At 66.6% G+C, this 25117-nt stretch carries 16 protein-coding genes, 3 pseudogenes and 1 riboswitch; of the genes and pseudogenes, 9 read left to right on the forward strand and 10 right to left on the reverse strand.

Annotated features, from left to right (window positions below):
* The first annotated feature begins 113 nt into the window (after positions 1-113).
* The 3 genes and pseudogenes from ACWGJM_RS32245 (at position 114) to ACWGJM_RS32255 (ending at position 2249) form a co-directional block, all read left to right on the forward strand.
* The gene (locus ACWGJM_RS32245; RefSeq protein ID WP_453415275.1) at positions 114-626 is read left to right on the forward strand and encodes a hypothetical protein; all 513 of its coding nucleotides are present in this window, start codon (positions 114-116) and stop codon (positions 624-626) included.
* A gap of 301 nt (positions 627-927) precedes the next feature.
* A pseudogene (locus ACWGJM_RS32250) lies at positions 928-1515 on the forward strand (ATP-binding protein); the annotation flags it as partial.
* A 602-nt stretch (positions 1516-2117) separates the two neighbouring features.
* On the forward strand, positions 2118-2249 hold the full coding sequence (locus tag ACWGJM_RS32255) for a hypothetical protein (protein ID WP_453415276.1): 132 nt from the start codon (positions 2118-2120) through the stop codon (positions 2247-2249).
* A gap of 147 nt (positions 2250-2396) precedes the next feature.
* On the opposite strand, the gene ACWGJM_RS32260 is transcribed toward ACWGJM_RS32255, so the two are convergent.
* The 5 genes from ACWGJM_RS32260 to ACWGJM_RS32280 form a co-directional block, all read right to left on the reverse strand.
* On the reverse strand, positions 2397-9689 hold the full coding sequence (locus ACWGJM_RS32260) for a DUF3320 domain-containing protein (RefSeq protein WP_453415277.1): 7293 nt from the start codon (positions 9687-9689) through the stop codon (positions 2397-2399).
* Between the two features lie 369 nt (positions 9690-10058).
* On the reverse strand, positions 10059-11528 hold the full coding sequence (locus ACWGJM_RS32265; RefSeq protein ID WP_453415278.1) for a glycosyltransferase: 1470 nt from the start codon (positions 11526-11528) through the stop codon (positions 10059-10061).
* A complete protein-coding gene (locus tag ACWGJM_RS32270) occupies positions 11525-11701 on the reverse strand; it encodes a hypothetical protein (protein WP_351712291.1) in 177 nt (58 codons plus the stop codon). Before ACWGJM_RS32270 ends, ACWGJM_RS32265 begins: the two co-directional genes overlap by 4 nt.
* 127 nt (positions 11702-11828) lie before the next feature.
* Positions 11829-13385, reverse strand: a complete 1557-nt coding sequence (locus ACWGJM_RS32275; protein WP_453415279.1) for a nucleotide sugar dehydrogenase — start codon at positions 13383-13385, stop codon at positions 11829-11831.
* A 214-nt stretch (positions 13386-13599) separates the two neighbouring features.
* Positions 13600-13929, reverse strand: coding sequence for a hypothetical protein (locus ACWGJM_RS32280; protein WP_453415280.1), 330 nt, complete (start codon positions 13927-13929; stop codon positions 13600-13602).
* A 450-nt stretch (positions 13930-14379) separates the two neighbouring features.
* Positions 14380-14495: riboswitch (SAM riboswitch) on the forward strand.
* Between the two features lie 44 nt (positions 14496-14539).
* Here ACWGJM_RS32280 and ACWGJM_RS32285 point away from each other — a divergent pair.
* The 3 genes from ACWGJM_RS32285 to ACWGJM_RS32295 all read left to right on the forward strand — a co-directional run bounded on the left by ACWGJM_RS32285 (position 14540) and on the right by ACWGJM_RS32295 (position 18557).
* Positions 14540-15022: a DUF3293 domain-containing protein gene (locus ACWGJM_RS32285; protein ID WP_453415281.1), complete on the forward strand. Its 483-nt coding sequence runs from the start codon at positions 14540-14542 to the stop codon at positions 15020-15022.
* A gap of 421 nt (positions 15023-15443) precedes the next feature.
* Positions 15444-17642, forward strand: a complete 2199-nt coding sequence (locus ACWGJM_RS32290) for a hypothetical protein (RefSeq protein WP_453415282.1) — start codon at positions 15444-15446, stop codon at positions 17640-17642.
* Positions 17643-17693: 51 nt separating this feature from the next.
* Positions 17694-18557: a hypothetical protein gene (locus tag ACWGJM_RS32295; RefSeq protein WP_453415283.1), complete on the forward strand. Its 864-nt coding sequence runs from the start codon at positions 17694-17696 to the stop codon at positions 18555-18557.
* 442 nt (positions 18558-18999) lie between these two features.
* Here ACWGJM_RS32295 and ACWGJM_RS32300 read toward each other — a convergent pair whose 3' ends face one another.
* From ACWGJM_RS32300 to ACWGJM_RS32310, 3 genes and pseudogenes are all read right to left on the reverse strand, one after another.
* Positions 19000-19428: a restriction system modified-DNA reader domain-containing protein gene (locus tag ACWGJM_RS32300; RefSeq protein WP_453415303.1), complete on the reverse strand. Its 429-nt coding sequence runs from the start codon at positions 19426-19428 to the stop codon at positions 19000-19002.
* Between the two features lie 150 nt (positions 19429-19578).
* A pseudogene (locus ACWGJM_RS32305) lies at positions 19579-19689 on the reverse strand (IS21-like element helper ATPase IstB); the annotation flags it as partial.
* A 29-nt stretch (positions 19690-19718) separates the two neighbouring features.
* Complete coding sequence (locus tag ACWGJM_RS32310) at positions 19719-20033, reverse strand: hypothetical protein (RefSeq protein ID WP_453415284.1); 315 nt, start codon at positions 20031-20033, stop codon at positions 19719-19721.
* A 104-nt stretch (positions 20034-20137) separates the two neighbouring features.
* On the opposite strand from ACWGJM_RS32310, the gene ACWGJM_RS32315 reads away from it, so the two are divergent.
* From ACWGJM_RS32315 to ACWGJM_RS32325, 3 genes and pseudogenes are all read left to right on the forward strand, one after another.
* Positions 20138-20371: a hypothetical protein gene (locus ACWGJM_RS32315; RefSeq protein ID WP_453415285.1), complete on the forward strand. Its 234-nt coding sequence runs from the start codon at positions 20138-20140 to the stop codon at positions 20369-20371.
* Positions 20372-21035: 664 nt separating this feature from the next.
* Positions 21036-21542 (forward strand): annotated as a pseudogene (locus ACWGJM_RS32320) (DUF2637 domain-containing protein); the annotation flags it as partial.
* A 1217-nt stretch (positions 21543-22759) separates the two neighbouring features.
* The gene (locus ACWGJM_RS32325) at positions 22760-23401 is read left to right on the forward strand and encodes a hypothetical protein (protein WP_453415286.1); all 642 of its coding nucleotides are present in this window, start codon (positions 22760-22762) and stop codon (positions 23399-23401) included.
* A gap of 32 nt (positions 23402-23433) precedes the next feature.
* On the opposite strand, the gene ACWGJM_RS32330 is transcribed toward ACWGJM_RS32325, so the two are convergent.
* Both ACWGJM_RS32330 and ACWGJM_RS32335 read right to left on the reverse strand, forming a co-directional pair.
* A complete protein-coding gene (locus ACWGJM_RS32330) occupies positions 23434-23682 on the reverse strand; it encodes a transposase (RefSeq protein ID WP_453415287.1) in 249 nt (82 codons plus the stop codon).
* A 72-nt stretch (positions 23683-23754) separates the two neighbouring features.
* Positions 23755-25032 (reverse strand): ISL3 family transposase, encoded by a 1278-nt coding sequence (locus tag ACWGJM_RS32335; protein WP_453415288.1) that lies wholly within the window; start codon positions 25030-25032, stop codon positions 23755-23757.
* Positions 25033-25117: the final 85 nt, after the last annotated feature.

Here is a 25117-nt window from a genome sequence, read left to right on the forward strand (position 1 = left end):
GGTCAACTTGCGTTAGATTACAGCCAGATCAGCCCAGGGGGTCTGGCGCGATTGGCGGCATCTTTGGGCTTTTTCCCATGGCCGCTCAGCTGAAGTCAAGGGGGAACCGCGGCATGAAGTACAAGAACGAAGCTGAGATCAAGAAGGCACTTGGGATCGAGTCCTGGAGGAACCTCTCCAAAGACAAGATGATCAGGTTCGCGGCCATGATGCCCAACATGGACACTGAGGTGGCTCTCAAGATCGTTGAGCAGTTCCCCGCGTTCAAGGACTTCGCCAAGGATGCTGTGAGTGCGATAGAGAGAGCGCACGAGTCCACGCTCTCGGCCAACAACCAAAGCCAAGAGCATGTCCACCGCGCCTGCCAAGAAGTCAGAGACATCCTCAAGGGTGAACTCAACAAAGACGACCTGAGCTGGGAAGAGAAGAAGTTTCTGATCGAGCAGATCCAGGAAACTGCAAGGATGCAGTTCCAAAAGGACAGCGAGAACAAGCAGTTCTTGGACGGGGCGCTGAAGAAGGTGCTGATGGGCGCTGCTGGCGCGCTCGCCCTAGGCGTGGCTTTCGTCGGCGGCAGAGTGATGGCCGAGGCCAAGGACGATCCCGAAGATTCCCTGGATAACTGACTGCGATTCAGCAGCGGGATCACTGACCGTTTGGCGCGGCGACTCCGCCTGTGCGGGGCTCTCTCGGCTCGGACCGCGTGGCAGCTTCGCGGTGCGCTCGGGGTGGGCGGCGGCAATGTAGCGCATGGCGGTGGTGTCGCCGATGCCGAGCAGCCGCATGAGGCGGAGGGGGATCTGCGGAGATCTGGACCTCGTCCAGGATGCGGTCCTGTCGGAGTTGCGACAAGCGCCTGCCAGAGGCCGATGTCCCCGACGTCGGATGGCATCTACGTGGTGCTCCGGCTGCCTCTCACCGCTCCCGGAGCGCTGCATCCGCGCGGCCGGCTTCCAACGCCGGAAGTGGCTCTCGGATTTCGCTACACAGCCAACCAGAACGTCACCCCGGCCCTGATCAACAACCTCGCCACCTGCGAATGGGTCAAGAAGGGCGAGCCGCTGTGCTTGATCGGCGACTCCGGCTATCGGCCTCGGTTCCGCCACCGCGATGTCCGGCCTCCGGGTCCGCTACGCGCTCGCCGCAAAGCTCGTCGAAGCCGCCGACGAGAAACAGCTGACCAAGACCATCGCCTGCTACGGGCGCGTCGACCTGCTTTGCATCGACGAACTGGGACACCTCGAACTCGACCGCCGCGGAGCCGAGATGCTGTTCCAGGTCTTGACCGAGAGGGAGGAGAAGAACAGTGTGGCCATCGCCTCGAACGAATCGTTCGGAGGCTGGACCAAGACGTTCACCGACCCCAGGCTCTGCGCGGCCATCGTCGACCGACTGACCTTCAACGGCACCGTCATCGAGACCGGCACCGAGTCCTACCGCCTCGTCCAGACCAAAGCCAAGCAGCAGCAGACGAAGAAGCAGCCGCCCCGAGGCCAGCTGGCCGGTGGGATTTAATCCCTGGTGCCTCGGGCCCGGCGGTCCAGGAACTCAACCAGCCGTGTTTCCGAACGCGCAAGCTCCCGTTGTTCGCCAGGAAGCGAAGCGAGGGCGTCGACCAGGACCCGCTTTCGCGGGACGTGCACCATGTTGCCGGAGTAGATCCGGCAACTGGAACACCAGGCAAGTCCGATGCACCGCTCGAACATGGAGGACTCGGGCGGATGGAATCGGCACTGGTACGAGCGGACAGGCGTTCCGCAGGCGGCACAGATTCGACGGTCCCCGCCGGAGACCGTGTCCGAGGTCCCGACCTCGCGCCAGTGCTGCCGGCCGGCCGGTGCTCTTCAAGTCGTCATGCCCAGCATTCTCTCCCACAGCGCGTCGCCCAGCACAGCCGTCCCGGCGAAGGTGGGGCCGGAGCAGACCGAAAGCCGGGACCACCTCAAGTCGGAACAATCGCCGAACCAGCCCCGAGGTGAGGCCAGTTCAGGCCGCGAAAGCGGCACCAGTTCAGACCGTTAACGCCAGCCGGTGTCCTGGAACGCCTGTCGGCCCTGGAGTTGACACGTCCGAACGGATTCCGACCCGTACTCACGACCGGTGAAGTAGGTCGTCTGATGCGCGCGGCAAGCCGGATTCGCAAGCTGGACGACGGCGGCATGGTCAACAGCCGCGCGGCCGAACGTGGCGATCGAGTCGCCCGCAACAAGGACGGCTCGGTGGCCGTGTTCCCCGCGCAGCCCGCGTAGACGTAGGCGCGCTCGCCTCCCCCTGGTCCGACCGCAGCCGGATCAGGGCGAGACTCGTCGGCGTCCTCTGCCTTTCCGCGGGCGGCATGTGCGGTGCTCGCAGCCCGCGACGTCAGGGCATCGGGCGCCCTGATCGGTTCGGACAGGTCATGATGTCGGTTCCAACATGAGGCTCACGCCGGACAGGCTGCCGACGTCAGGCACGGCGTCCTCATCGAAGTAGGGAACCAGGCGGCTGGTCTCCCAGGCAGCCAGCGCTTCAGGCGAGATCAGTATGAGCCCTTGGCCCTCGACGAATCCGTCCAGGGGTTCCGGCAGGGTCACGCTCGTGACCAGAACCCACAGCATGGAAAGGGAGACCTCGCTCTTCATGGTCTCCACGAGCGCGAGCGCCTGCAGCAGCCGATGTGTCAACGTCGCCTGGTCGTCCGGGGGGACCTCATCGTTGTCCAGGCAGGCGAAGGACATGACGTTGGGCCCGCGGTCCGGGAGTTGCAGATTGGGATGGAGTGCCATGTGCATGGTCAATCCGTCTTCAGTCTGCAGGCTCTGCAGGATCTCGTATCCGTCCTTCGCCAGCAGCCTCAGGCAGCGGGCGTCGACCGCCTCCTGCGATTCGGCGGGCACAGTGAGGGGCTCCGCGGCTTCCGTGGGCTCGGCCGACGCTGGTCGACTTGCGGAATCGCCAACTACCGTGAGGCCGTTCACGGTCGGGGCAAGTCGTGCTGAGTCGAGCAGCTCGTCGACGTCAGCTTCGAGAGTCGTGCGGATGTCCGCACCGAGTCGACCCCATCCGAAGAAGCGAGCGGTCTCACGGAGCAGCTCTTCCCGGCTGATACCGGGTGACTCCGTCACCAGGCCGATCAGTGCCACCTGCCGTTCCGAGGGCGGGACGTGCTCCGCCTTACGAGGCCTGCTGCTCCCGGGAAAGCGAGCGAGAAGCGTCCTGGGCGGCGCGAGGTCGACAACATCCTTGTCGTGGGTGACGTGCTTCCGCCGCGCGAGGGTGTGTACGGCATCCCGGATGCTCTCCTGGATGACCTTTCCGCTGCGCCCCTTCTGCCAGGCGTCTCGCACGCGGGTGAACAGCACCTCCATGTGCATGGGCGCCTCCACCTTGAGGATCTCGTGTACGACCTTCACGAGGGTCCCGGCCGCTTGTGCATCGGTCAGGTCGTAGCTGGTGGTGCGGTGCGACTTCGCGATCCGCCGGTGCAGTTCGACCAGTTCGGCTTCGCTGAGCCGGTTGTATTCGGTGCTCCAGGCGGAAGGTCGGTCCTCGTCCGTCGGGACGAACGCGATCTCCCTTGTGTCTAGTGGGCTCGCTGTGCGCGCCTGTGCCCCATCGGATGTGCCTTCGGTCTCCGCCTCCGGGAATTCGCTGTGCGGAAGTGGTGTCGGGGGCTCCGGGAGGTGCGGGCGGCTGGCGACCGCTGACTGGATGGCTGCGCGCAGGCGGGCTTCAGCGTCGGGACGGTTGCGGTACCAGTCGGTGCTCCAGACCCGGTACAGCCGCCATCCCAGACCGCGGAGTACGGATTCGCGAAGTCGGTCACGGTCGCGGGCGACGAATGCGGAGTGGTACATGGCCCCGTCGCACTCGATGCCGAGGGCGTAAGTGCCCGGCATGTCAGGGTGGCGGATTCCGAGGCCGATGCGGTAGCCGGCCACTCCGATCTGGGCCTGCACGTCGTAGCCCCAGCCGGTGAGGACCCGCTGCACCTCCTTCTCGAAGGGAGTCCGGGTCTCGACCGCGCAATTCTCGCCCGCGGGTTCCAGGACGCCTGGTCCTGACCTGGCGTACTCCAGAAATCGCTTGAGGTGCTGGACGCTGGGGTTGGCCTGATCGGCGATCCGGCTCGGGTCGAAGGAGGCTACGACCTCCATGCGACGCCGGGCTCGTGTCGCCGCGACGTTCAACCGGCGCCAGCCGCCTTCCTTGTTGATCGGGCCGAAGTTCGAACGGAGTGTGCCCTGTGCGTCCGGTCCGTAGCCGATCGACATGATCATCACGTCGCGTTCGTCGCCCTGGACGGACTCCAGGTTCTTGATGAAGAAACCGTCGAGCCGGTCCTCGTTGACGTACTGGCGCAACTCCGGCTGCTGGGAGAGAGCCTTCTGCACGGCCTCGTCGATCGCCTGGGCCTGGGCTTGGGACAGCGCGACCACACCGAGGCTGAGCCCGGGGCGCGTGGTGAAGTGGTGGATGACACGTTCGGCCACCAACTCGGCCTCGATGCGGTTGTCCCGGCGCCGGCCGCGGTCGTAGACACCGTCGGCCTGGAAGAACGCCACGCCGATGTCGTCCCCGTGCTCCAGCGCACCGGGGAAGGTGACCATGGCGTTCTCGTAGAAGGAGCGATTGCTGAACGTGATCAGTTCTTCGTGGCGGCTGCGGTAGTGCCAGCGCAGGGGCAGGCTGCGCAGCACGCCGCTGGCCTTGCAGGCATCCAGGACGGACTCGAAGGAGCCGTCGTCCTCCGCCCACGCGTCCTCATCGTCATCGTCATCTCCGGCCGTGTTGAAGAAGCTGGTCGGGGGCAGCTGCTTCTGGTCCCCCGCGACGATGAGCGCGTCACCCCGGTATACGCAGTTGACCGCGTCCTGCGGTAGCACCTGCGACGCCTCGTCGAAGATGACCACGTCGAAGCGGAAGTCGGGCGGCAGGAACTGGCTGACGGTGAGTGGGCTCATCATGAAGCAGGGCTTGATGAGACGAACCACGTCACGCGTCTCGCTCAGCAGTTCACGCACCGGCATGTGGCGGCGCTTGAGCTGCGACTGGCGCAGCAGGATCCCTGCCTGGCCCGAATGCAGGCGACGGGGGCGGCGCGCGTTGCAGGCGGCGATGACGGTGGCCGGCGCGGACTCGACGAGCTGCCGGTCGTGTTCCTGGAAACGGGTCACGAGTGCGTCGCGTGCCGTGCCGCTCACGGGGCGCAACCGTGAGTCCGTGGCGAGCTGGTGCTCGGTCCAGGATTGCAGCACGGCTCGTTCCACCAACTCGGGGAAAACGAGCCCGCTTGTACCGCGCTCGACGCCCTGGTCGACGAGTGTGTCCAGGCCGAACGACTTGAGCCGGGTCCTGGCGGCCGCGTACGACCACCAGTGCTCCGGGCCGTCGGTGTCCTTGACCATGGCGTCCAGGAGCTCCCTGGCAGCGAGGAAAGACTCGTCCGCGCTGAGACGCAGTTCCCGACGGCGGGACTTCTTGAAGTGACCGAACAGCTGCTCTGAAAGCTCGGTCCACTCCTTGAGGCGTCGAGCGATGGCTGGGTCCGGGCCGATCGAGCACATCATGCGCGCGGCTTCGGGACGCAGAGGCGCGGAATCGCGTCCGCTGGCGATACGACGCACCTTGTGGGCCCAATCCAGGGCTACGCTCAGTTCGGCCGGGTCGGTGTTCACCCCCCGGTACAGCCCCTCGAGCAGCGCCTCGTCCGTCTCGCGGCTGATCAGCAAGGTTGCGTCGGCCGCTCGTGCGGCGACGACGGCTCCGGTGACATCGCGGCTTTCGGCCACCGTGGGGTTGGAGTCGCTGAGGCCGGAGTCGGCCTGTACCCGGCGTACGGACCGGATCAGCAGGGCCGCATCCTCCATGGGCGCCACGTGTGCCTCGAACCAGGTCGCGGCCTGGCCCAGCGGCTGCGCGAGCAGGGTGGTGCCGACGGCCGACAGGTAGGGGCGTGCTGCGGCCGACCGCCAATCTGCGCATCGGTGCCGCAGCTGCGCCGCGTTGCGGATCAGTTCGGGGGCGATGCGCCGGCCATGCGTCAGTTGGGCGGCAAGCTTTGCGCGACGTTCCTGATCGGCAAGGGCCTCGGGCACGAGACGGCGCACGGTGGCCATGGTGTCCAGCGCGGCGGCAAGCGCCACGAGGTCGAGCCCTGACTCCGCTTCACCGTAATGGCCGAGTAGAGGCAGACGCCGTCGTGCTGCCGTCTCGCTGCTGCGGGTGTCGCACTGCTGGATCGCTTCTGCGATCAACCTGTCCAGTGGCGAGGCATCGTCGAGAGCCTCCCGCAGTTCGGGGAGCGTGGTTTCGAGCCCACGGTAGTGCGGGCCGAGCAACCGTTCATGGGCAGGGGCCTGGTCGTTGAAAGCGGCAGTGGCCGCCCGCGCCTTCCGCACGGCCGCCGTGACCTCACGAGCCTGACCGAGAGTAAGAACGCCGGTCGAGGCGTGTCCTCCCGCCGCCTTGAGCCGCTCGACGCTGTCGATCAGGTGGGCTGCCTCATCCAGGGGAAGCAGGTGTGCCCGGAACCAGTCCGCCACCGTGCGGCAACTCATTTCCGCCAAGGCGGCTCCGTCGACGGTCACGAAGCCGACATCGAGGGGTGCGGACCAGGAATCGAGGTCGTGGCTCAGGGCGCGCCCCAGCTCCAGGACGTCAGGCGCAGGACGCGTCCCGTGGGCGGCATGCGCTGTCAGCAGGCTTCGACGCCCGGGGTCAGCGAGCGCGTCCGGTGCCGTGTGGTGAAGCCCGGCCGCGATGGCGACCGCTGCCGAGAGGGCGTCGAGTCCCTGTTGGGCGTCGTCTGCGTAGTGGCCCAGCAGGGGACGGTGATGCTCGAGCAGCGCCACGAGTCGGCGGTGGCTGTGCCACCATGCCAGCGCCCGGTCGAATCCCTCGATCAGCTCAGCGCTCCACTGGCCGGACTCGGTGAGTGCAAGCGCGCGTTTCCGGTCCGTCCGCTGCTGTCGGGAGAAGAGACCGCCCAGTCGATTGCGGGCCTTCAGCCGCTCCACCAGTTCGGGAAGGTCCTCCACGTCGAGAACGGCCTGCCTGAACCGGTTCTGTGTGGCCGCGCGCGCGGCGACCAGTTCCACGAAGGCCTCCTCGACTTCTGCCGCAGCCGCACTCACGGCAGGGAACGCGTCCGGCTCCAGCCAAGCGGCCAGTGGCCGATGCGCCGTTTCTCCCTGAGCTATGACGCCACTCAACGCAAGCGAGGCGGAGACCGATTCGGGTACGTCGAGGCCGATACGCCGGGACACGCGTTCAGCGGCCTCCTGCGCGGAGGCAAGGCGTGCCGACACTTCGCTGCAGCGTGCACGTAGCTGCTCGACCTGTCGTCTGGTAAGCGATGTGAGGTCGAGTCCGGCAGGTTCCAGGCGGGCGAGGTCTCGCTCTGCACGCGGGACATCAGGTACGACGGAGGGGGCCAGACGGTCCCAGGCACTTCCGGCCAGCACAGCGGCCCGGGCGCGCGCTGCCGTGGTGTCGTGAAGCATCTCGAAGAACCGGGCGACAGCCGATGTGGCGGCTTCGGCCGCCTGGTGGTGAAGATCGTCCCAGTGCTCGGGGTCGAACCACGTCTCCAGCGGGCGGTGCTCCTTCTCTCCGAGAGCCGCGACGTCGCACGCCCGCAGCGCGTCCTCCACCCCCTTCACCGCGGGGAGGCCCAGTGCGGCCGTCACGGCGCGGGCGAGCTGGTCGGCTCCGGTGAGGAGACGACTGATCTCTTCGAATTTCTCCGCTCGGGCGCGAAGGGTGTCTTCCGACCAATCGGACAGGTCGAATCCGCTGGGATGCAACGTTGTGAGGGCCAGCTCGTCGGGTCCTGGCGCAGCCTTCAAACGGGGCGACAGTTCCTGCCACAGGCGGCCGGCCAGCCGCTCGGCCGCGGCCACGGCTTTCTTCGCGGTCCGCAGCCGGGGCCTGAAGTCATCGACCTGCGCCTCGATGGCGTCCGCCATCTCAGGAGCCGTCAGCCAGTGTTCCGGAACCGCAGGCCGCGAAGGGAGGGTGGCCAGCAGTTCGGTCAGGCGCTCCGTCATCGCCAGGGCGGTGATGGGCGCACCGTCGGAACTCAGAGGCTGGTAACGGGCGACGGCTTCGGTCAGCGCGTCGAGGGCTGCTGACGCCTGCTCCAGAGCAGGGCGTGGATGCGGAGTGCCGGTGCGCAGTCCGCGCCACGGGAAGTCCTCGTCGGCTGCGGCACTCCAGACAGCGGATATCTCTTGTGCGGTCGACAGGATCTGTTCCAAGTCGATGTCGCTCAGCAGTTCTGGCCGGAAGGCCCGTCCTCGGTCCATGGCATTGTCCGAGGATTCGTGCGCAGCACTCAGGTAGGCCACAGGAGCTTCGGAGAGCTGACTGATCCGACCGATCACGTCATGCAGAGTCCGCTGAAGCGGGAGGCGGACCTCGTTCATGGCGGCCGCGTAACCGGAGAGCGACTTCCTCGCCTGCTGGGCCTTCGCCAATTCGCGAGTGGACAGCTGCGGCGCCCGTGGCTCCTCGGTGAGTGCCCGGCCCAACGCCTGGGCCACGGCCTTTCGGGTGGTGTTGTGGCTGTGCAGGGCCAGAGCGTAGGAGTCCAGGCCGACGTGCTTGAGCCGGCTATGTACGACGTCCAGTGCGGCGGCCTTTTCACTGACGAAGAGGACGCTGCGCCCGGCTTGCATCAAGCCCGCGATCATGTTCGTGATCGTCTGGCTCTTGCCGGTGCCGGGCGGTCCGTCCAGCGCGAAGGACTTGCCTTCGATGGCGGCGGCTATCGCCTGTCGCTGCGACGCGTCCGCGTCGAGGACCAGGGGTGTGGTCTCCGGCGGGCATGTCTCGTCGATGCGTTGAAGATCGGGTTCGTGGAAGTCGAAGCGGTCAGGAGCGAGCCCGGCCGACGGGCCGAGGGCGATGGCGCGAACGAGATCGCTGGTGAGGATCTGCCCTTCGTGGTCCAACAGGTCCTGGTACATGGCCTCCTTGTGGGAGGCGAACATGGCGAGGACCACCCGTTCCTCCACCTCCCATGAGGAGCGCGCTGCACTCGCCTTCCGGGCGGCGGCGAGTACGGCCGGGATGTCGGTCGGGTCCACCGCGACGACATCGGTCCAGTCCAGACCGAGCTGGTCCAACTTCAGCGGGAGGGCCGGGTTGTGGCGCGGTTCTTCCTCGTCCGAGACGAGGAGGAGCACGTCGCCCTCCTTCGACGGGACGAGCCGGGCGGGGACCAGCACCAGGGGGGCGGCGCTCCGCTCCTGGGAACGGTCGTCGCACCAGCCGAGGATCCCGACGCCCAGATAGAGGGTCCACAGGCCGTAGTCGTTGAAGACTCGCTGCGACCTGGTCCTCAGGTTGCGTAGAACGCGTCGCGTTCCGGATCCGTTGGGCGATCGATGAGCACGGTTGCCCTGCGTCGAACCCTCGGCCCGGCCGTCCTCGAGAGGGCCGGTCGAATCGTGCTGACTGTCTGCCGATGGATCGGGCTCATCATCTGGGAGGTGAAACCGCCAGCCTCCGGACAGACGGCCCGCCAAGAGCTCCTGTCGGGGTTCGCCGTCAAGCTCCAGCGTGGAGGACTTGGCGTGCTTGAAGTTCAGCAACCGGTTCCGGCCGCTGAGATCGATGAGCGACTTCCGCCATCCCTCGATGACGTGCTGGAACCGTTCCAGGTCTGTCCGATTCCGGACAGCATGAGCGTCCGACCTTGCCACGGCTGTCTCGTAGTCCTTACTGGTGATCCATGGATGAGTTGTCGACGCGCTTCCTGGCCGAGGTCTGTCGTTTCACTGTCAGGTTTGAGCGTCGCTACGCAGGTCGGCCCGTGAGTGACGAGGTCTGACCCGGCACATTCTGACCCGAAAGTTGAGCAGGTGACTATCTCTGAATGGGTCGGGAAAGCCGTCATAAGTGATCGATATGGAGTAAATGGTCACGGGTGTCAATCGGTTCACCCCCGGCACGGCCGGCGAGACGGTCCCTGGCAGCGCGCATGGCAGTAGTCACAGGAGCGATGCCGACTCGCAGCGACGATCAACCTCTGACAGAGGTTCGCCGCTGCTTGAGCCGTTCTCCGATGACGTTCACGGGCCGACCGCTGCCAGGGAGACCTCGGCGCCGTTCTGGCGCGTGCCCCACCCGGTCTTGGCGCAGGTCGCCATGCCGTACCAGTGCAGTACGCGCAGCACCGTCCACCCCATGATGATCGCCAGCGGCATCATGAGCCAGGTCAGGGCGCGGGATCGGATGCGCTCGTCGGAGCGGATCACCCCCAGGTACCGCAGACCCTGCGCCCAGCCGATCAGGAACGGAACGACCAGCATGGCCCTGGTCGGCATGTGGTGATAGCAGAGCGGCTCGACGATCAGCAGCCACAGAGTGACCATCTGACCCAGCACCATCTCGTACCAGCGCAGCAGGTGCAGCCAGTACGAAGGTCGGCCGAGCGGCAGATAGCGCATGCGCCAAATCGAGCGGATCGTGGACCCGCGCATCCACCGTAGGTACATGCGGGTGAAGTGCGACACCTTTTCGGGCATCGCTGTGAAGACCACCGCCGAGGGTTGCTGCACGGTGAGGCCGCGCTGTGCCGCGTACAGCGTCAGCAGGCTGTCGTCGGAGAGCATGACAGGCCTGCCGAGGAAGGTCTCGTTCAGGTACGAGCCGAGGTTCTCGCGCACCACTTCGGCCCGGTAAGCGGCCAGGGGACCTGAGTTGACCAGCACCGAGCCCAGTGCGGATTGCCCGGAGCGGTCCACGAGCTGGGAGGTCACGAGCCACAGGTCGGTCACGCGGGCGAAGCCCTGCTGGCCGCGCCAGTGGGTCAGCTTGCCCACTCGGGACAGCCAGGACAGGCGGGTGCCGTCGGGCCGTCGCAGTTGTGGGCGTTGCGGGCCGCGGTTGTTGGTGGCGAGCACGATGCCGGCGACCGACTGCACCTTGCTGCGGGCGAAGGGGACCATGAGCTGCTCGACCGCGTTCGGTGCCAGGCAGGAGTCCGAGTCGACGGTGATGTAGATGTCGGCCTGCGGGCTCACGCGGATGCCGTGCGCCTGCGCGTGCCGCTTGCCACCGTTGGGCACGCGCTGCCAGCTGGTCTCGATCCCCGCGCGGTCGGCCTGGACGTGCCACCAGTCCCGCACGGCGGCGTAGTCCGTGCTCGTGGATCCGTCGTCCACGACGTGAACCGAGTCGGGTCGACGGGTTTGCCTCAGGAAGGACTCGAGGCCCAGTTTGAGGTACCCGGGATCTTCGTTGAATACGGGCACCAGGATCGACACGTGCAGTCCTTCGAGCTGGCGCGCGGCGCGGGGCGTCAGTCGGCGCGGCCGCTCCAGGTGGTACATGAAGGTCTGGATCAGCAGTAGGACGAACAGCGACACCCACACGGCGAGCATGCGGCTGCCCGTGTGGTCCTTGTAGTGCGAGAGCGTGATGGCGTGTTGGGCGGCCCAGACCGTGGCGCCCAGCAGGACGAGGATGCCCATCAGGACGGTGGCGGACCGGTGCTGGTGGGCGGCCAGCACCGGGGTTCCGCGGCGGTGTGCGCTCACTTCTGGCCGGCATCCTTGCGGGGACGGAAGCGGAGGCGGACCAGGGCCGCCCCGACGACGACGAGCGCGGCGGCTATGCCGATCATCCAGCCGCCCAGGGAGTAGGAGACGCCACCGATGGTGATGGCGCCCAGGCCCGTCTTGGCCAGCTGCATACCGTCGTAGTCAGACATTGCGAGAACCTCCGGAGGAGTCGTGGTGATGGGTATGGGCGGTGGCGCGTGGCGCCGTCGGCCGGTCGGACCGTGATGCGGGCCCGACGAAGGGGAAAGGGTTCGGAAGCCAGTCCCGGCGCGGTCCTTACGGCACCACTCGGGCCGGGACCCCGTCGAGGCGGTAGGTGGCATCGAGCACGGTGCACGAATCGGGTACTTCGGCTAGCCAGCCCAGCTCGGTGTCCGGGTGGAGGGTGTGCACCACGACGAGGTCCCAGGTCTCGTACTCCGGGACCGTTTCGCTGGTGAGCTGGACGTCGCCGACCTTGAGCATAGGCACGAGCGGATCGGTGAAGTGGACCTTCGCGCCGGCGGCGGCAAGCTGTTCCGTGATTTCCAGGGCCGGCGACTCACGCAGGTCCGCAACACCAGCCTTGTAGGCCACGCCCACCATCAGCACCTTGGCACCGGACAGGCTCAGTCCGCGGTCGGCCAATACCTCCCGAGCTCGACGCACCACCTGACCGGGACGGGTGGCGATGGAATTCATGGCGGTGTCGATGAGTGGCGAGGAGATCCGTCGGGCTCGCAGCTGCCACAGGAGGTAGTGCGGGTCGCACGGGATGCAGTGACCACCTACGCCCGGGCCCGGGTAGAACGGCATGAAACCGTAGGGCTTGGTCGCGGCAGCGGCGATGATAGGCGCGGGATCGAGGTCGAGAGCGTGGCAGTTGTCCGCGAACTCGTTGGCCAGGGCGATGTTGACGGCGCGGAACGTGTTCTCCCACAGCTTGGTCATCTCGGCGTCCTCGGGCGACGGCAGGGCATGCACGGTCGGTGCGGTGCGGCGCAGTACCGCCGCCGCGAGCGAGGTCGAGTGGGTTCCGGCGCCGCCGACGACCCGGGGGGTCGTGTCCTGGGTGTGCCGGGCGTTGCCGGGGTCGATGCGTTCGGGAGAGAAGGCCACGAAGACCTCGCTGCCCACCTCCAGGCCCCGTTCGGTGAGCGGCTTGATCAGCAGGTCTCGCGTCGTGCCCACGTATGTGGTGGACGTGAGCATCAGCAGCTGGCCGGGAACGGCGTGGGCGACAGCGGTCGCGCAAGCCCCCGCCATGGCGGTCAGGTCCGGTACCAGGTGCCGGTCCACGGGCGTGGGCACGCAGATCATGACCGTGCGGGCTCGGGCGAGCTGGCCGGGATCCGAGGTGAGGGTGAAACGGGCGTCGTCCAGATGGCGACTGAGACGCTGGTGATCGATGGGCAGCAGGTCCACGTCGCGGCTGCGTATGGCCTCCAGACGCGCGTCGCTGACGTCAAGACCGATGACTTCGTTGCCCGCGGCGAGCAGGGCGAGCGCGGTGGGCAGTCCCACGTAGCCGAGCCCGACGACGGCGACAGGGGCCTTCGCATGCTCTTCCGGATCGGGCAGCCGGTCCGCTTCCCCGGCACTGGAACGGTGCACGGCCGAACGGTGCAGCACGGGCTCTTCTCCGACGGAATGAAGAAGGCGGTGCGCCGACCGCGGGCCCGACGAGTCCTCGTCGTACGTCATATCGGATGCCCCCAATTTCAAGCGGATGTCACCCACAGCCACGCGCGCGGGAAGCGGCGGGCGGCTGGGGTGAGTGATGGTCAAGTTAGTGGATTCGGAGACGAATGTGTGTGTCGCGTGGGGAGTTTGTGATGAACTCGTGAAGATCATTGATGCGGTCCCGGCATTGAAAGGGGCGCGGTGCGGGATGCGATGCGCACCTCAAGCATCGCCCTTCGGGACGTGGAGGTCGGCTGCCGTCCGTGTCTGCGGCGCATCGCGCCTCCGTCGAGACGCGCTGCCGGCTTCGTTGCGGCGGCGGTAGCTGCCGTTGCCCATGACCGCTGAGAAGATCCGTCGGGGTGTCGACGCGCCTCCCGGTGGCTCAGGCGTTGCGGGTGGAGGTGGCGCGGACTCCCGCGTAGACGGTCAGGAACAACTCCAAGCGGGCTGCCTCGGCGGGGGACACGTCGCCGGCGGTGAGGCGGGCGCGGGCCTCGCGGTGGATCCGTCGCAGATAGCCGCTGCGCTCCAGGTGTCGCCAGAGGAGGCGGAAGGTCTGCTGATGATCCTGGAGCGTGGTCTCGTAACTTCTTCGAGTGACGTGATCGGCTTGGTCCATCAGAGCCTCGAAGTTCTCATCGTCGCTGCGCCCGAGCATTGCAGCCAAGTGGCGGTAGTAGACGGTCAACTCCTGCTCACCGTTGTTGTCCAAGCGGTCCCTCCTCAGGTCCGGCGGTTGCCTTCGCTGCCCCAGTTCGTCCCAGTCGGACGAGCCGGCCTGGGGCGGTAGGCGGTAGGCGGCAGCCGCTGGCGAGCCCGTCCATTCGTTTTCGGCCGACGGCGAGGCTGCTGCGGAACCCAAGGTGAAGGAAGAATGCGAGGAGACGGACGTGACGCTCTGATAACCCGTGTTATCAGGGCGATGTGTTGAGCACCTCGGTCTCTGCTGGGCGACCCCGGACCGGAAGGGCGGGGCTACTTGAAGCCGTTGGGGCTGCCGGTCTCCCGCCTCTTCGGAGGAGTGTTCTCGGACTCTGTCGTACGCCCAGGCCACGGCTTGTCATGGAGCTCGCGATCGCGAGCAGGCCAGTGTTCCGGTTGAGGTGTGGCAATGCCTTCTCGTACTGGACTCGCAACCCGTTCTTGTGTCAACATCCGTTCCGGTCACGAAGCCGATCGCGCCCCTGGACGACCGTCGGCTGGCAACCTCGCCCACCGCGCAAGGTGCCTTCCAGGGAAGACCAGGCCTTCACGGTCCCGTGGGGGTAAGCGCGGATCTCCCTGCCCAGCGGGTAAGGGGGTCCCTCTGGGAGGGAGACCTCATGTCTGCTCACATGTCGATGGCCGAAACGCCGCAGTGGGCTCATTACCAGCAGGCCGTGGTGGACGTCGAGTTGCCCGAAGGCACGGTCCGAGTGGCACCGGCACCGCGAGCGGTCACGGTCGGCTCGTTTCCTGCCCCGCATGGGGAGAGCATCCACGTCGTCACGGCGCACAACCCTGGTGGCCGCCGCGCATCCCGGCTGGAGAACGACCGTGCCCACCTAGAACTGCTCGGGCAGCTGCGCCGACGGGGACTTCGTTGGTGGCCTGCTGTAGGCGGTGACGTGGAAGGTCGACACGCCGAGGAGAGCGCAGCGATTGTCGGCCTGAGCGACCAGGAAGCGTGCGCACTGGGTCGGCAGTTCGGCCAGGACGCGGTGTTCGCCTGGTCGGAAACGACATGGAGGCTGCTTTCCTGCTTCGAAGCCGAAGAAGCACCGACACGCGGCTGGCAGGCAACCAGGCGGTCCCAGCAGGACTGACCCCCAGCGCCGTCACCGACCGTTCGGGTGACACGGCCACCCTCTCTGACGCGAGAGCGGCCGCGCTGATTCCGGACAAAGCACGCCACGGGCGTCGTCCCCTTCGCTTAGGGCGGCGCCCGACCGGCCTCCTGAACGATTCTGCGGCCCCGGTTACCGTCGGACTGGGCCTCGCGTCTGCCTTCGACCGTCAACCTGGCTGGTCGCCCGCGGCTTGCGGACCGTATCGGAACCAGATCCGACCGCCTTGACGATCGTCGGCGGCAAGCACACGCCTCCACGGCATCGGCCGAGGGGCCACCACACAGACCTGAGGAGTGCCGCCGTGGCTCCGCCCTCGCGATGCCCGCACTGCGCCGCATCACTCGAGACCGAACTACCGCCGGGTGCAGGCGCCTCGCCTGAGCCCCGTCGCCATCCCGTGACCAGCCGGGTCTTGCACGTCGTCGTCCACGAGGTGCACCCCGAGCCGTCGCTGTACGCCTGCCCCGACTGCGGGGGCCGCTGGCCGCGTGGAAGGCCTGCCTCGGCCGACCCTCTGCGCAAGCGTGTCCTGCCCTATCTGCAGGTGCGGAAGAGGAACGCCGCCCCCATCCGTCCACCCCGCCAGACGACGCCCGACAAGGAGAAAGAGAACCCCGTGCCCCTCGAAGACACCGTCGCCTCCTCGTACGCCCGTGTCGAGCGCAACGGAAGCTCTAGTACCTACTCGATCGTGGTGATCTCGGAGCAGCCCGGCAACGCCGACACCCTTGAGGTGCTCAACGTGCCGCACCTGCCTCCCGCCACTGTTCCGGGCGACGCCCCAGAGATCGACGCCCTTGTCTGCGACGCCGCCGAGGAGGTGCTCCTGGACGCCTCCTATGAACTCACCTCGGACTGGCGAGCCGGAAATGGTTGCTACCTCGTCGGTGTCGCCATCCCCGACCGGGTCTTCGAGGAGCAGGACGAGCGGCTCAGGGCGGCGGCCGCGGCCGTTGAGGGCCTGGAGTCGCTCGATCGGACCGAGGCCGAAACCCTGTTCAAAACGGCCGAAATCACTTCCGGCGGGGACCTCGGCTCGACCTACGAGCTCGAAGAATGGCTGGTGGAAGAGGTCAACGTGGCCTTCTACCGGACGGTGGACGGCCGCATGCTGGCACGTTCCGTTGACCGCTTTGAGCGGCCCGGCACCAAGCTCTTCAGCGCCCGCTTCAAATCGGCGTCGCTGGTGTCGGTGTTCCCCAACCCCCGCCCGGTGCAGGCCGTCCTTGATCATTCGCAGGGCGTCTTCGATGAGTCGGACGACGACTTCGAGGACGAGGACGGACGAGCCTCGGAGCGAGCCGATGGAAACGGGGACAAGGATGCCATCCCGCTGCAGAACCCGAACGCGGATGTCTCCTGGCCACCCGTACAGCGCCTCAACCCCCGCAGAGCACGGCAGTTCCTCCTGGCAACCGTGTACGACAGGGATCCCGCGGAACTGCGCTGGAACGACCAGTTGCTCGTACGAGGACATGCCCTGGCCTTCTACGCGGGTGCCGGCCCGGACCCCCGCGAACTGATCATCCGGCACTACGGCGGTCCCCGGCCGAGGATCCTTCCCGTGGAACCGCCGCAGACCTTGGGGGAGGGTGACGATGCATACAGGCTGGTGGCCATCTACGACGGCCCCGCCCTCTTCGGGAAGGGCTGGCGGCATGCCGTCTCCACCATGCCGCTCGAGTCGTTCCTGACCGTCTGTGTGTCACCCGTAGACGGCGAGGAGGCGGAACATGCGCTCTGCGTACGTGACGGGGTCCTTCAACTGCTGAAGGACCAGGGGCCGGCTCAGGACTCAGTGACCGTGCTGGGCACCTACGAGTCCGGGAGCGACCCGGTGGCCCTCGCCCTCGCCGTGGTCCCGGACCTGCTCACCTTCCCGCCCACGGCGGTCGTGGACATCTCGACCTCCGCCCCGCACGCCGTGGCCGACGCCATCCGCTTCACCTCCAGCCCCGCAAAGAACACCTGGGAGGAGCTGTACGGAGAGGACTGGGACGACTACGAGGGCGCGAACGAGGACTTCATCCGCCGACACGACGACCTGATACCACTGCGCCTCGACGTCAACGGCACGCCGCACCTTGCCGCCACGGTCGACGGTGACTGGGTGGTGATCCCCGTGGACGACGAGGAGATCCAGCTGAACCGTGGCTTCCTCGAGGTGCTCTACGACTTCGAGGGCGGCGGCATCTCCAGCGGCCGAGGAAGCCAGAGCATAGGAGAGGTACGACCGGGCCTCAACGCGTACTGGGAGGACTTCTCCGAGGGGAACTGGGACAGGGATCTCACGTTGTCGAGGGGAGGCCTGGTCAGTTTCGCCGTCGAACAGGCGGGCGGCTCCCGGTTCGTGGCCAACATCGTCCACACCCTGATCGGTGGTCTCGACGAAACCCCCGAGGCCGCTCTCGAGGGGGATCTCGAGAACTACGAGGACGTCACGGTATTCGCCGGCTTCAAACTAGACGACGAGGAAGGTCTGACGTTCCTCCGTGCACTTGGTGACCGCTACGGTGACGAGTCGCCGGTCCGCAAGCGCATCGACGAGTACCTCGCCGAGGTCGCACGGCCGGACAACGGGCGTCTGAGGGGCTGACCATGCGAGCCGAGAGGCCCCCGCTACCCATGACCACGAAACGATCTCGATGTGAGCGGGAATGGCGACGACCATGGAGGGATTGACTACGGGATCGAAGCAACTCGGAGGAGGGTTGCAGCCTGGAGCGCGAGGCGGCTTCCGTTCGAACCCAATGGGTGGCAACGTAGGTTCCGGGATGAACTGCGACTGGCGCTGCGGGCGCTTGAACCAGAGCGTGGGCATGGGCTGATAGCTGAGTACGACGCCCCGGATGACGCGTTCGTCGACGTGGAAAACGTCCTGCTGTACAACATCGGAGCGGGTTCCTATGGGCATCTGCTCGGCCCGGGGCTGGTCTGCCGCCGCGGCAGCAGCACCGACGGTCGACACCATGTGCGCTACACCCTCGCTTCGTCGATACCTGATCCCGACCCAGAAGCCACTGTGGTGATCGGTGGCATCGATGCCGACCTTGGCGCCCAGCTCCCGCGGTCGCCAGGGGAGTGGTGGATGCGGCTGCGCCCGCGCACCACGACACGGACCGGAAGGCCTGCGGCAAACCGAGTGGCAGACTCATTCGTGCTGGACTTGTCGGTGGCAGGACCTGACCTTCCCGGTCGGCGCGCGGCAGGCACCGTCAAGGCTCTCATCAACGGCGTGGTCAGCTGCTTCCACGCCCACGACGGCAGCGAGTCCGACGTGCTCCTGCCGCGATTGACGAGCCTCGAGTGCGACGACGCGTGGGGACTCGTCTGCGAGCCGTCTTCCGCGGTCCTGGGAGTGCGGCCTCTTCTCCGCCCACACGGAAAAGGCATTGCGTGGAACCCGGCAGATGGACGCTGTCATGCCTTCCGTATCGCCTTCGTCTACGACACCCGATGGAAAGTGCGGGCCGAACTCCGCGTCCACGCATCACCGGACGAGGAAGGGTGACGAGTGCGCGGGACGAATCCGCCATGGAACGCTGGGAAAGTCATCAAAGTGGTCCCTCAGGGCTGCCGCATCTTGTTCGTCCGGTACGGGGAAGAGCTGCCCTGACCGGTCGACTGTGGCACGCACCGGCCGGAGGACCGCCTGCCGTGCGGCCACACCTTGTCGATGACCCGATCTGTTTCCGACAGGTGATTCGGGCGTCAGTCGGGCAGTGAGTTTGGGCGCCGCCATGTTGGTGGTTGATGTGCGCGGGTCTGTCTTGGTTCCATGATCGGCAATGGGATTGGGCTCCACCCCGATCGAGTGACTTTTGCCGGGCGCGTGTGCGTTGCGGGCGTCATGCCCCGGCTGGTTGGCGACGGGCCGGTAGGTTGGTGGTCGCCTCCCGGACGGTCCCTGACAGGCTCGCCCGAGAGGACCCGGCTCTGGTTTGCGGCGAACGTCAGGCCTGGTGCTTCGCGACCTCTTCGCGCAGTTCCTGCAGGCGGCGCCCGCTGGGGACGTGCGTGTACTGACCCCAGCCGTTGATTTCGCTCCCGGTCTGCGTCTTCAGTGCGGGGGAGGGCTGGGGGAAGGCCCGGCCGTCGGGGATTTCGACCCAGCCGTCAGCGGTGATGGTGGCTTCATGGGTCCGCTGGAGTCGCGACTGGTGGTGGCGGAGCTTGTCCCCGGCCGCGGCCAGGCCGGCTTCGATGATGGGCATCAGGGCACCGGTTTTGCGGTTGCCCGCCTTGTCGGCGGACGGCTTCTTTTCGTTCAGGAGTTGACGACGCAGCACGTCATTCGGGGTGTCAACAAGGGGTTCGCTGTGACGTTGCAGGTAGGCGAACACCTCGTCGTCGACCTCGATGGTCCGCATAGACTTGGGCATGTAACACCTCCACGTTGAACTTTGGAGACCAAAGTCTGCCAGATTCAAAGCGCAGGGTGCAATGGGGCCTGCGCAGGCAACCCCCCGGTGACTCTGCCGGAACCGGAGGGCTTGCGGGGCCGTGCTGCTGTCACCGTGCCGGTTGTGCTCGGCCTCGGTGGCGGCCGGCCGGTAGGAGTCCGAGCCGGTCTCGATGAGGGTGCATTTGAACTTGAGGCGGTCGGCGACGGCCGCGCAGAGACGGGGGTCGGTGAAGGACTCCCAGCGGTTGCGCCCGAAGCGCACCTGCTTCACCGCCGGCCGCAGGTTGTATAGCGGATGTGCCGGGACGGCACCGCCCTGAGCACCTCGAACGCCTCCAGGTGCCCTTCCAAGAAGGCTTCCTGCGACGCGCCGGCGTAGACGTCGTGGATCGCCTTGCCCGAGTACGACATCCGCAGCGTGAACATCACGTACTTCGTGCGCTGCCCGGCCAGGTCCACCCACACATCGGCGAAGTCAACCTCGTCCTCCTCACCAGGACGTTTCTCCTGCGGCACCATGCCCTCCAGATGGCGTGGGCCTTCTTTGGCCTCCAGCACGAGTTGTGGGCGGCGATCACGCACGTAGTCCCGGATCGTCGAGTGCGAGGCGAGATCGGAGTCGTACTCGACCGCCAGTCGGGTCTTGATCCGCTCGATGGCGTGCCTCTGCTTGCGTGGCGCCTCGATTGTCCGACCGCAGCATCGCTTCGATCCTCGCGGCGACGGGCGTCAGCGCCGACTCCCTCGGCGGCGGCTTCTTCCGCTCGGGCGGTACGGGCATCGCCGGCGCGTCCCGCACCGTGGGTGCCTCACCGATACCGCTTGGCCAGCGCCCGGCCCGACACCGATGGATCAATACGCCGGTCACGGCGAATCCGCTCAAACAGTCACGCACGCGACGTATCCACCTGGCCTCCTGACCCGACCGTGGAATACCGGGCGTAGGCTGACGCGGCCAACCGGCGCAGTCGATCACATTGCTCCGAACGCGGCGTGTCGCAACCTCACCAAGCAGGTGGCGCCCAATCCCGCTGCAAAATCGGCGCCCGAACTCACCGCCCTAGCTAGTGGCACCCAAAACACTGTCAAAGACACCCGATCCTCAGTGCTCGCCGTTACCAGTACGGCGATTCTCTTTCCGTCGAACGACGGAGTCATCGGTATGCCGCCGATTTTTCGTGCTGCTTCAAGCTCAACTCCGCCGACGGTTCGAGTGAGAACGATCTCGATCGCATGTACGGGCACGGACGCTCCAGAGCTTCGTGCTTCGAAATATTCCTTAGCTGTCTTAGTGGAGAGAGATGGGGCCGTCTGGAAGCCACCCCTCCGCATAGCCCAATACAAGGAGGACGAGGCCCTCCGGCGAGATCTCGCGACTGCGGGATTTGAGTTCATCGAGCTCCCACCTGGTGTGCGTCGGAGAAGACATCTGGACCGAATCGGAATCCTCGGAACTGATCCTCACGATGAACACTTGCGAAATGGTGTGGCGGTCATGCTCCCAGCAGTCGAAGCCCTGTGTTTCGCGAACTCCGTAAACAGATCCGAAACGGGGCTTGGTGATGCGAAATCGCTCAGCGAGAGCTGCTCGCCCTGGACCTGCTCCTGGCCTGGATCCGCATCCCCTACCCGTTACTGCGTCAGACGGCGTGGCTGCTCACCGCGGCGACGATCGCCTTCAACGCAGCCGCCGCCTGGCCCGACCCCATCGGCGTCGGCATGCACGCAGCCATCCCCGTCCTGTTCATCGTCACCGTCGAAGCAGCCCGCCACGCCATCGGCCGCCTCGCCGACATCACCACCGGCACGCACATGGAAGGTGTCCGCCCCAGCCGCTGGCTCCTCGCCCCCGCCCCGACCTTCCTGCTCTGGCGGCGGATGAAACTCTGGGAACTGCGCACCTACCAACACGCCATCACCCTCGAACAGGAACGCCTCGTCTACCAAGCGCGGCTGCACACCCGCTATGGACGCGCCTGGCGCAGGAAAGCACCCGTCGAAGCACTCCTGCCCCTACAACTCACCCGATACGGCATCCCCCTCACAGAAACCGCTGCAACAGGACTCGCAGCAGCAGGCCTCAAACCAGCCTCCCCTACCACAGCGCCACCCTCACAACCAGCCCAACCGGCAGCAGCCCAACCCACAGCAGCCGATACGCAGCAACCCGCCACGACCGGCACAGACCACCCAGCCCCTGTACCCACCACCGCCACAGCCGACCCACCCACAACCGCAGGCAGTCACGCCTCCGAAGCGATGCCCGCCCCACAGACAACGGCACCCTCCACCAAACAGTCCCCCGAACCCACCCGCACCCAACCCGCACAACCGGCCCAGATACAGCAATCGAACCAGCACCCCCCGTTCCGGACACCTCCCCCAATGATCAGCCACCAGGGCGGCTACAACCCCGCGCACGCCCCCCGAGACCCCTACAAGGACAGGAACGAACAACAGGCCCCCAAGCACTTCGAACGGCCGACACCAAAAGACGACCATCAGACGACCCAGCCACACCCCCCACAGCCAACCCCCACAGAAAGCAGCAGCCACCCCGCACCCGTCCAAATCCACCAAAGCCGCCGGGCCGACAGCAGCGCCACCATCCAGCCCGCCAAGCAGGATGAGAATGCGCACGGCCCCCACCCCAACCATTCGATCAACAGCAGCAACTCGCCTACATCAAGCGTCGGAAGAGCTCAGCCACCCAGACAGACAACGGTGGACCGCTACTACACCGGCTGGCTCGACTTCCGCCAGCAAAACCGTCGCGAACCAGACGCCACCGAACTCTCCACCTACCTCGCCCAACACGGACTACACGACAAACAAGGCCAACCCATCAAAGCCAAAACACTCGCCCGATACCTACTCAACTTCCGCATCTACACCATCTGGTCCCACCACCGAGCACTCAACCACCACCCCGCACCAGACCAAGTCGCCAAGGACCTCGCACAACACGGCATCACAGGCCAATACAACAAACCGATAGAAGAGACAGACCTCAAAAACCTCCAAGAGTCCTTCGAACGACGCTGGCAAGCCCTCCAACACAACCCATCAAACTGAACCCACAAAGGCTCCCGCACCGCTAACATTGCGAGCGTCTCGCCTCACCGACCAGGTGCCGGCCGCCGCCCTCTCTCCAAGCGGCTGCGTGCGGCAGGTTGGCTTCGTCCACCAGATTGGGTTCTGGTCCAACTTTTGTGGAGCGATTACCTCAGTGTTGTTGAACAGCTCTGCGATGGTGATGTGCCACCACGACCGACGGTGTGTCGGTGGGACAGTCGATAATGCCGGTCATGGCAGATCGCAGTCCGGTGCTCCGGATCATCACCTCGGCGGCGCGGGAGTCCCTGAAGCCGCTCGGCCTGGCCCAGCGTGGGCGGTCGCGGCTGTGGATTGATGATCACGGGTGGTGGCTCGGGGTTGTGGAATTCACCCCGCCGCGGATTGCCGGCAGCGGTCTGTACGTCGGTGCGATGTGGCTGTGGCACGACGTGGACCACCTGGCCTTCCATGTAGACGCAGTCCGGGTCGGCTCCGAGCTGTTTCGCACCGAGGACCAGTTCACGCCGCTGGCGCTCGAACTCAGTCGGCAGGCGGCTGCGAACGTGACCGCTCTGAGAGAGAAGTTCCCGGCTCTGCCGGACGTCGCCCGGTACCTGACGTCCAGGCCGGTGCGGCGTGGATTCTTCTGGGACAGCTTCGACTCTGGGATCGCAGCCGCTCTGGCCGGGGACCCGGACACGGCCCGCGATCACTTCGAGCGAGTCCTTCGAGAGGACGCGCTGGCCCCGTGGATGGTCGAGGCCCAGGAGAAGGCGCGTGAGCTTCACGCGATCGCGGCAGATCGCGACGCCGTGACCGCCTGGGTCACGCGGGCCGTCGACTCACGCCGGAGCAAGCTTGGCCTGGATCCCGTGCCGTTTGCGATCAGCTGAACGGACCCGCTCGCCGAGCGACAGAGCTGCGGTCAGGCAAGGAGGACTCGCTTCCGCAGCAGGCCGAAGCCGGCCCGGCCGTACATCTGGCGCTTGATCATTTTGATCCGGTTGACGTGGCCTTCGACGACGCCGGAGCTCCAGGGAAGCGCGAGGACGGCGGTGACGGCGGCGAGATCGCGTTCGAGGCCGTTGACGAAGGTGTGGAGGCTGGGAAGGTCTTCGGTGCGGACCGCCTTGATCCATTGCGGGAGTTGGTCGCCCTGGAGCTGGGTGAGCATCTTCCCGAAAGCGCGGACGTGCCCGGTGAGGGCATCCAGTTCGGGGCAGCCGGCGAGGACGGATTTGAGCTTTTAGGTGCTCGCTCTCCGGCAGGGTGTCGGGGTGAGTGAGGATCCATCCGGCGACTGTGCGAGGGGACGGAGGACGGGCCGCCGGTGCGGCCGGAGACGTGCGAAACGGCTGGAGGTAACGACGGACGGCTCCGTAGCCGCCGGTATAGCCGTGCGTCTTGATCTCTTCCCAGAGGTTCCAGGCGCATTCATGCAGCCCTCGGCCCATCGCTCGTGCAGGTACGGCTTGAAGTCGTCGAGCTTGGTCTGACGGTTCGGCCACTGCCCCTGGAACAGGTCTTCCGACCTCGCGGCGTCGGCCAGCCGTTGGACGGTGCGGTAGGTCATGCCGAGCTGGCGCTGGATCGAGCGTCGGCTGTGGCTGGCGGCCAGCAGTGCGTGGACGGCGGCGTGCTTGGCGCGGGTACGGACGGCGAACCGGTGCCCGGTGGGCCATGGCGACACGCTCTCGGCCGGTGCCGGTGCAGGAGCCTTCTCCGGCACCGACTCGGCGAAGGTCGTGCGGAGGCACGAGCGGTGGCGGGAGACACACCGCTCGGCCGCTTCGCCGAGGTTGCGCCACAGGTGGAACCGGTCGGCGACCTGGACCGCGGTGGACGCCCCGATTCTGGCGCCCTCGGCGAAGAATGGGGCGCGGTCGCGGCAGACGACCTCAATCCCTGGGCGCTCGGTCAGCCAGGCCGCGACAGTGCCCGCCTCGCGATCCGGCAGCAGGCCCACCGGCCTGCGGGTCTCGACATCGACCAGCACGGTCCCGTAGACACGGCCCCTGCGCATCGCGTACTCGTCGACTCCGACCACACGCGGGACCTGTGGCTGGGGCTCCGGGAGGGCGTCAACCATCCGCAGGACCGTCTTCCGGCTGACCCTCGCCCCGAAGATGTCGGCCAGCCTGGCACCGGCACGGCCGGCCAACGCCAGGCCGACCTCGGCCAGCACTGACCGCATTCGTTCGGTCCGCTGGCTGTACCGCCGGGTCAGGCCCGCGACCTGCTCGACGAACGTCCGCCGCCCGCAGGAGAGGTCTTCACACGTGAAGCGCCGGACACGAAGCCGCAGCACCACCCGCCGTCCCGCCACGGGGAGGTCAGCGGGGAACCGCAGGTCGGACCCGTGCACCCGTCCCGACCAGTTCCCGCAGCCCGGGCACCGAGCCCTGGCCGTCCGACATCGGACACCGACTCGGACCACTTCTCCGTCGTCCTGCACCGACACCACCCTGATCTCCGGAGCCGACAGGAAGAGCAGCTCTTCCAACCGGAGCAGTACCTCGCGCACAGTCCAGAACCATCAGCCCGGACGAGGTCGGTATCGGCGGTTTCCAGACGACCTCGCGGAACGGGCTAGCAAGATCAACGGTCAC

The sequence above is a fragment of the Streptomyces sp. NPDC054834 genome (assembly GCF_053611185.1).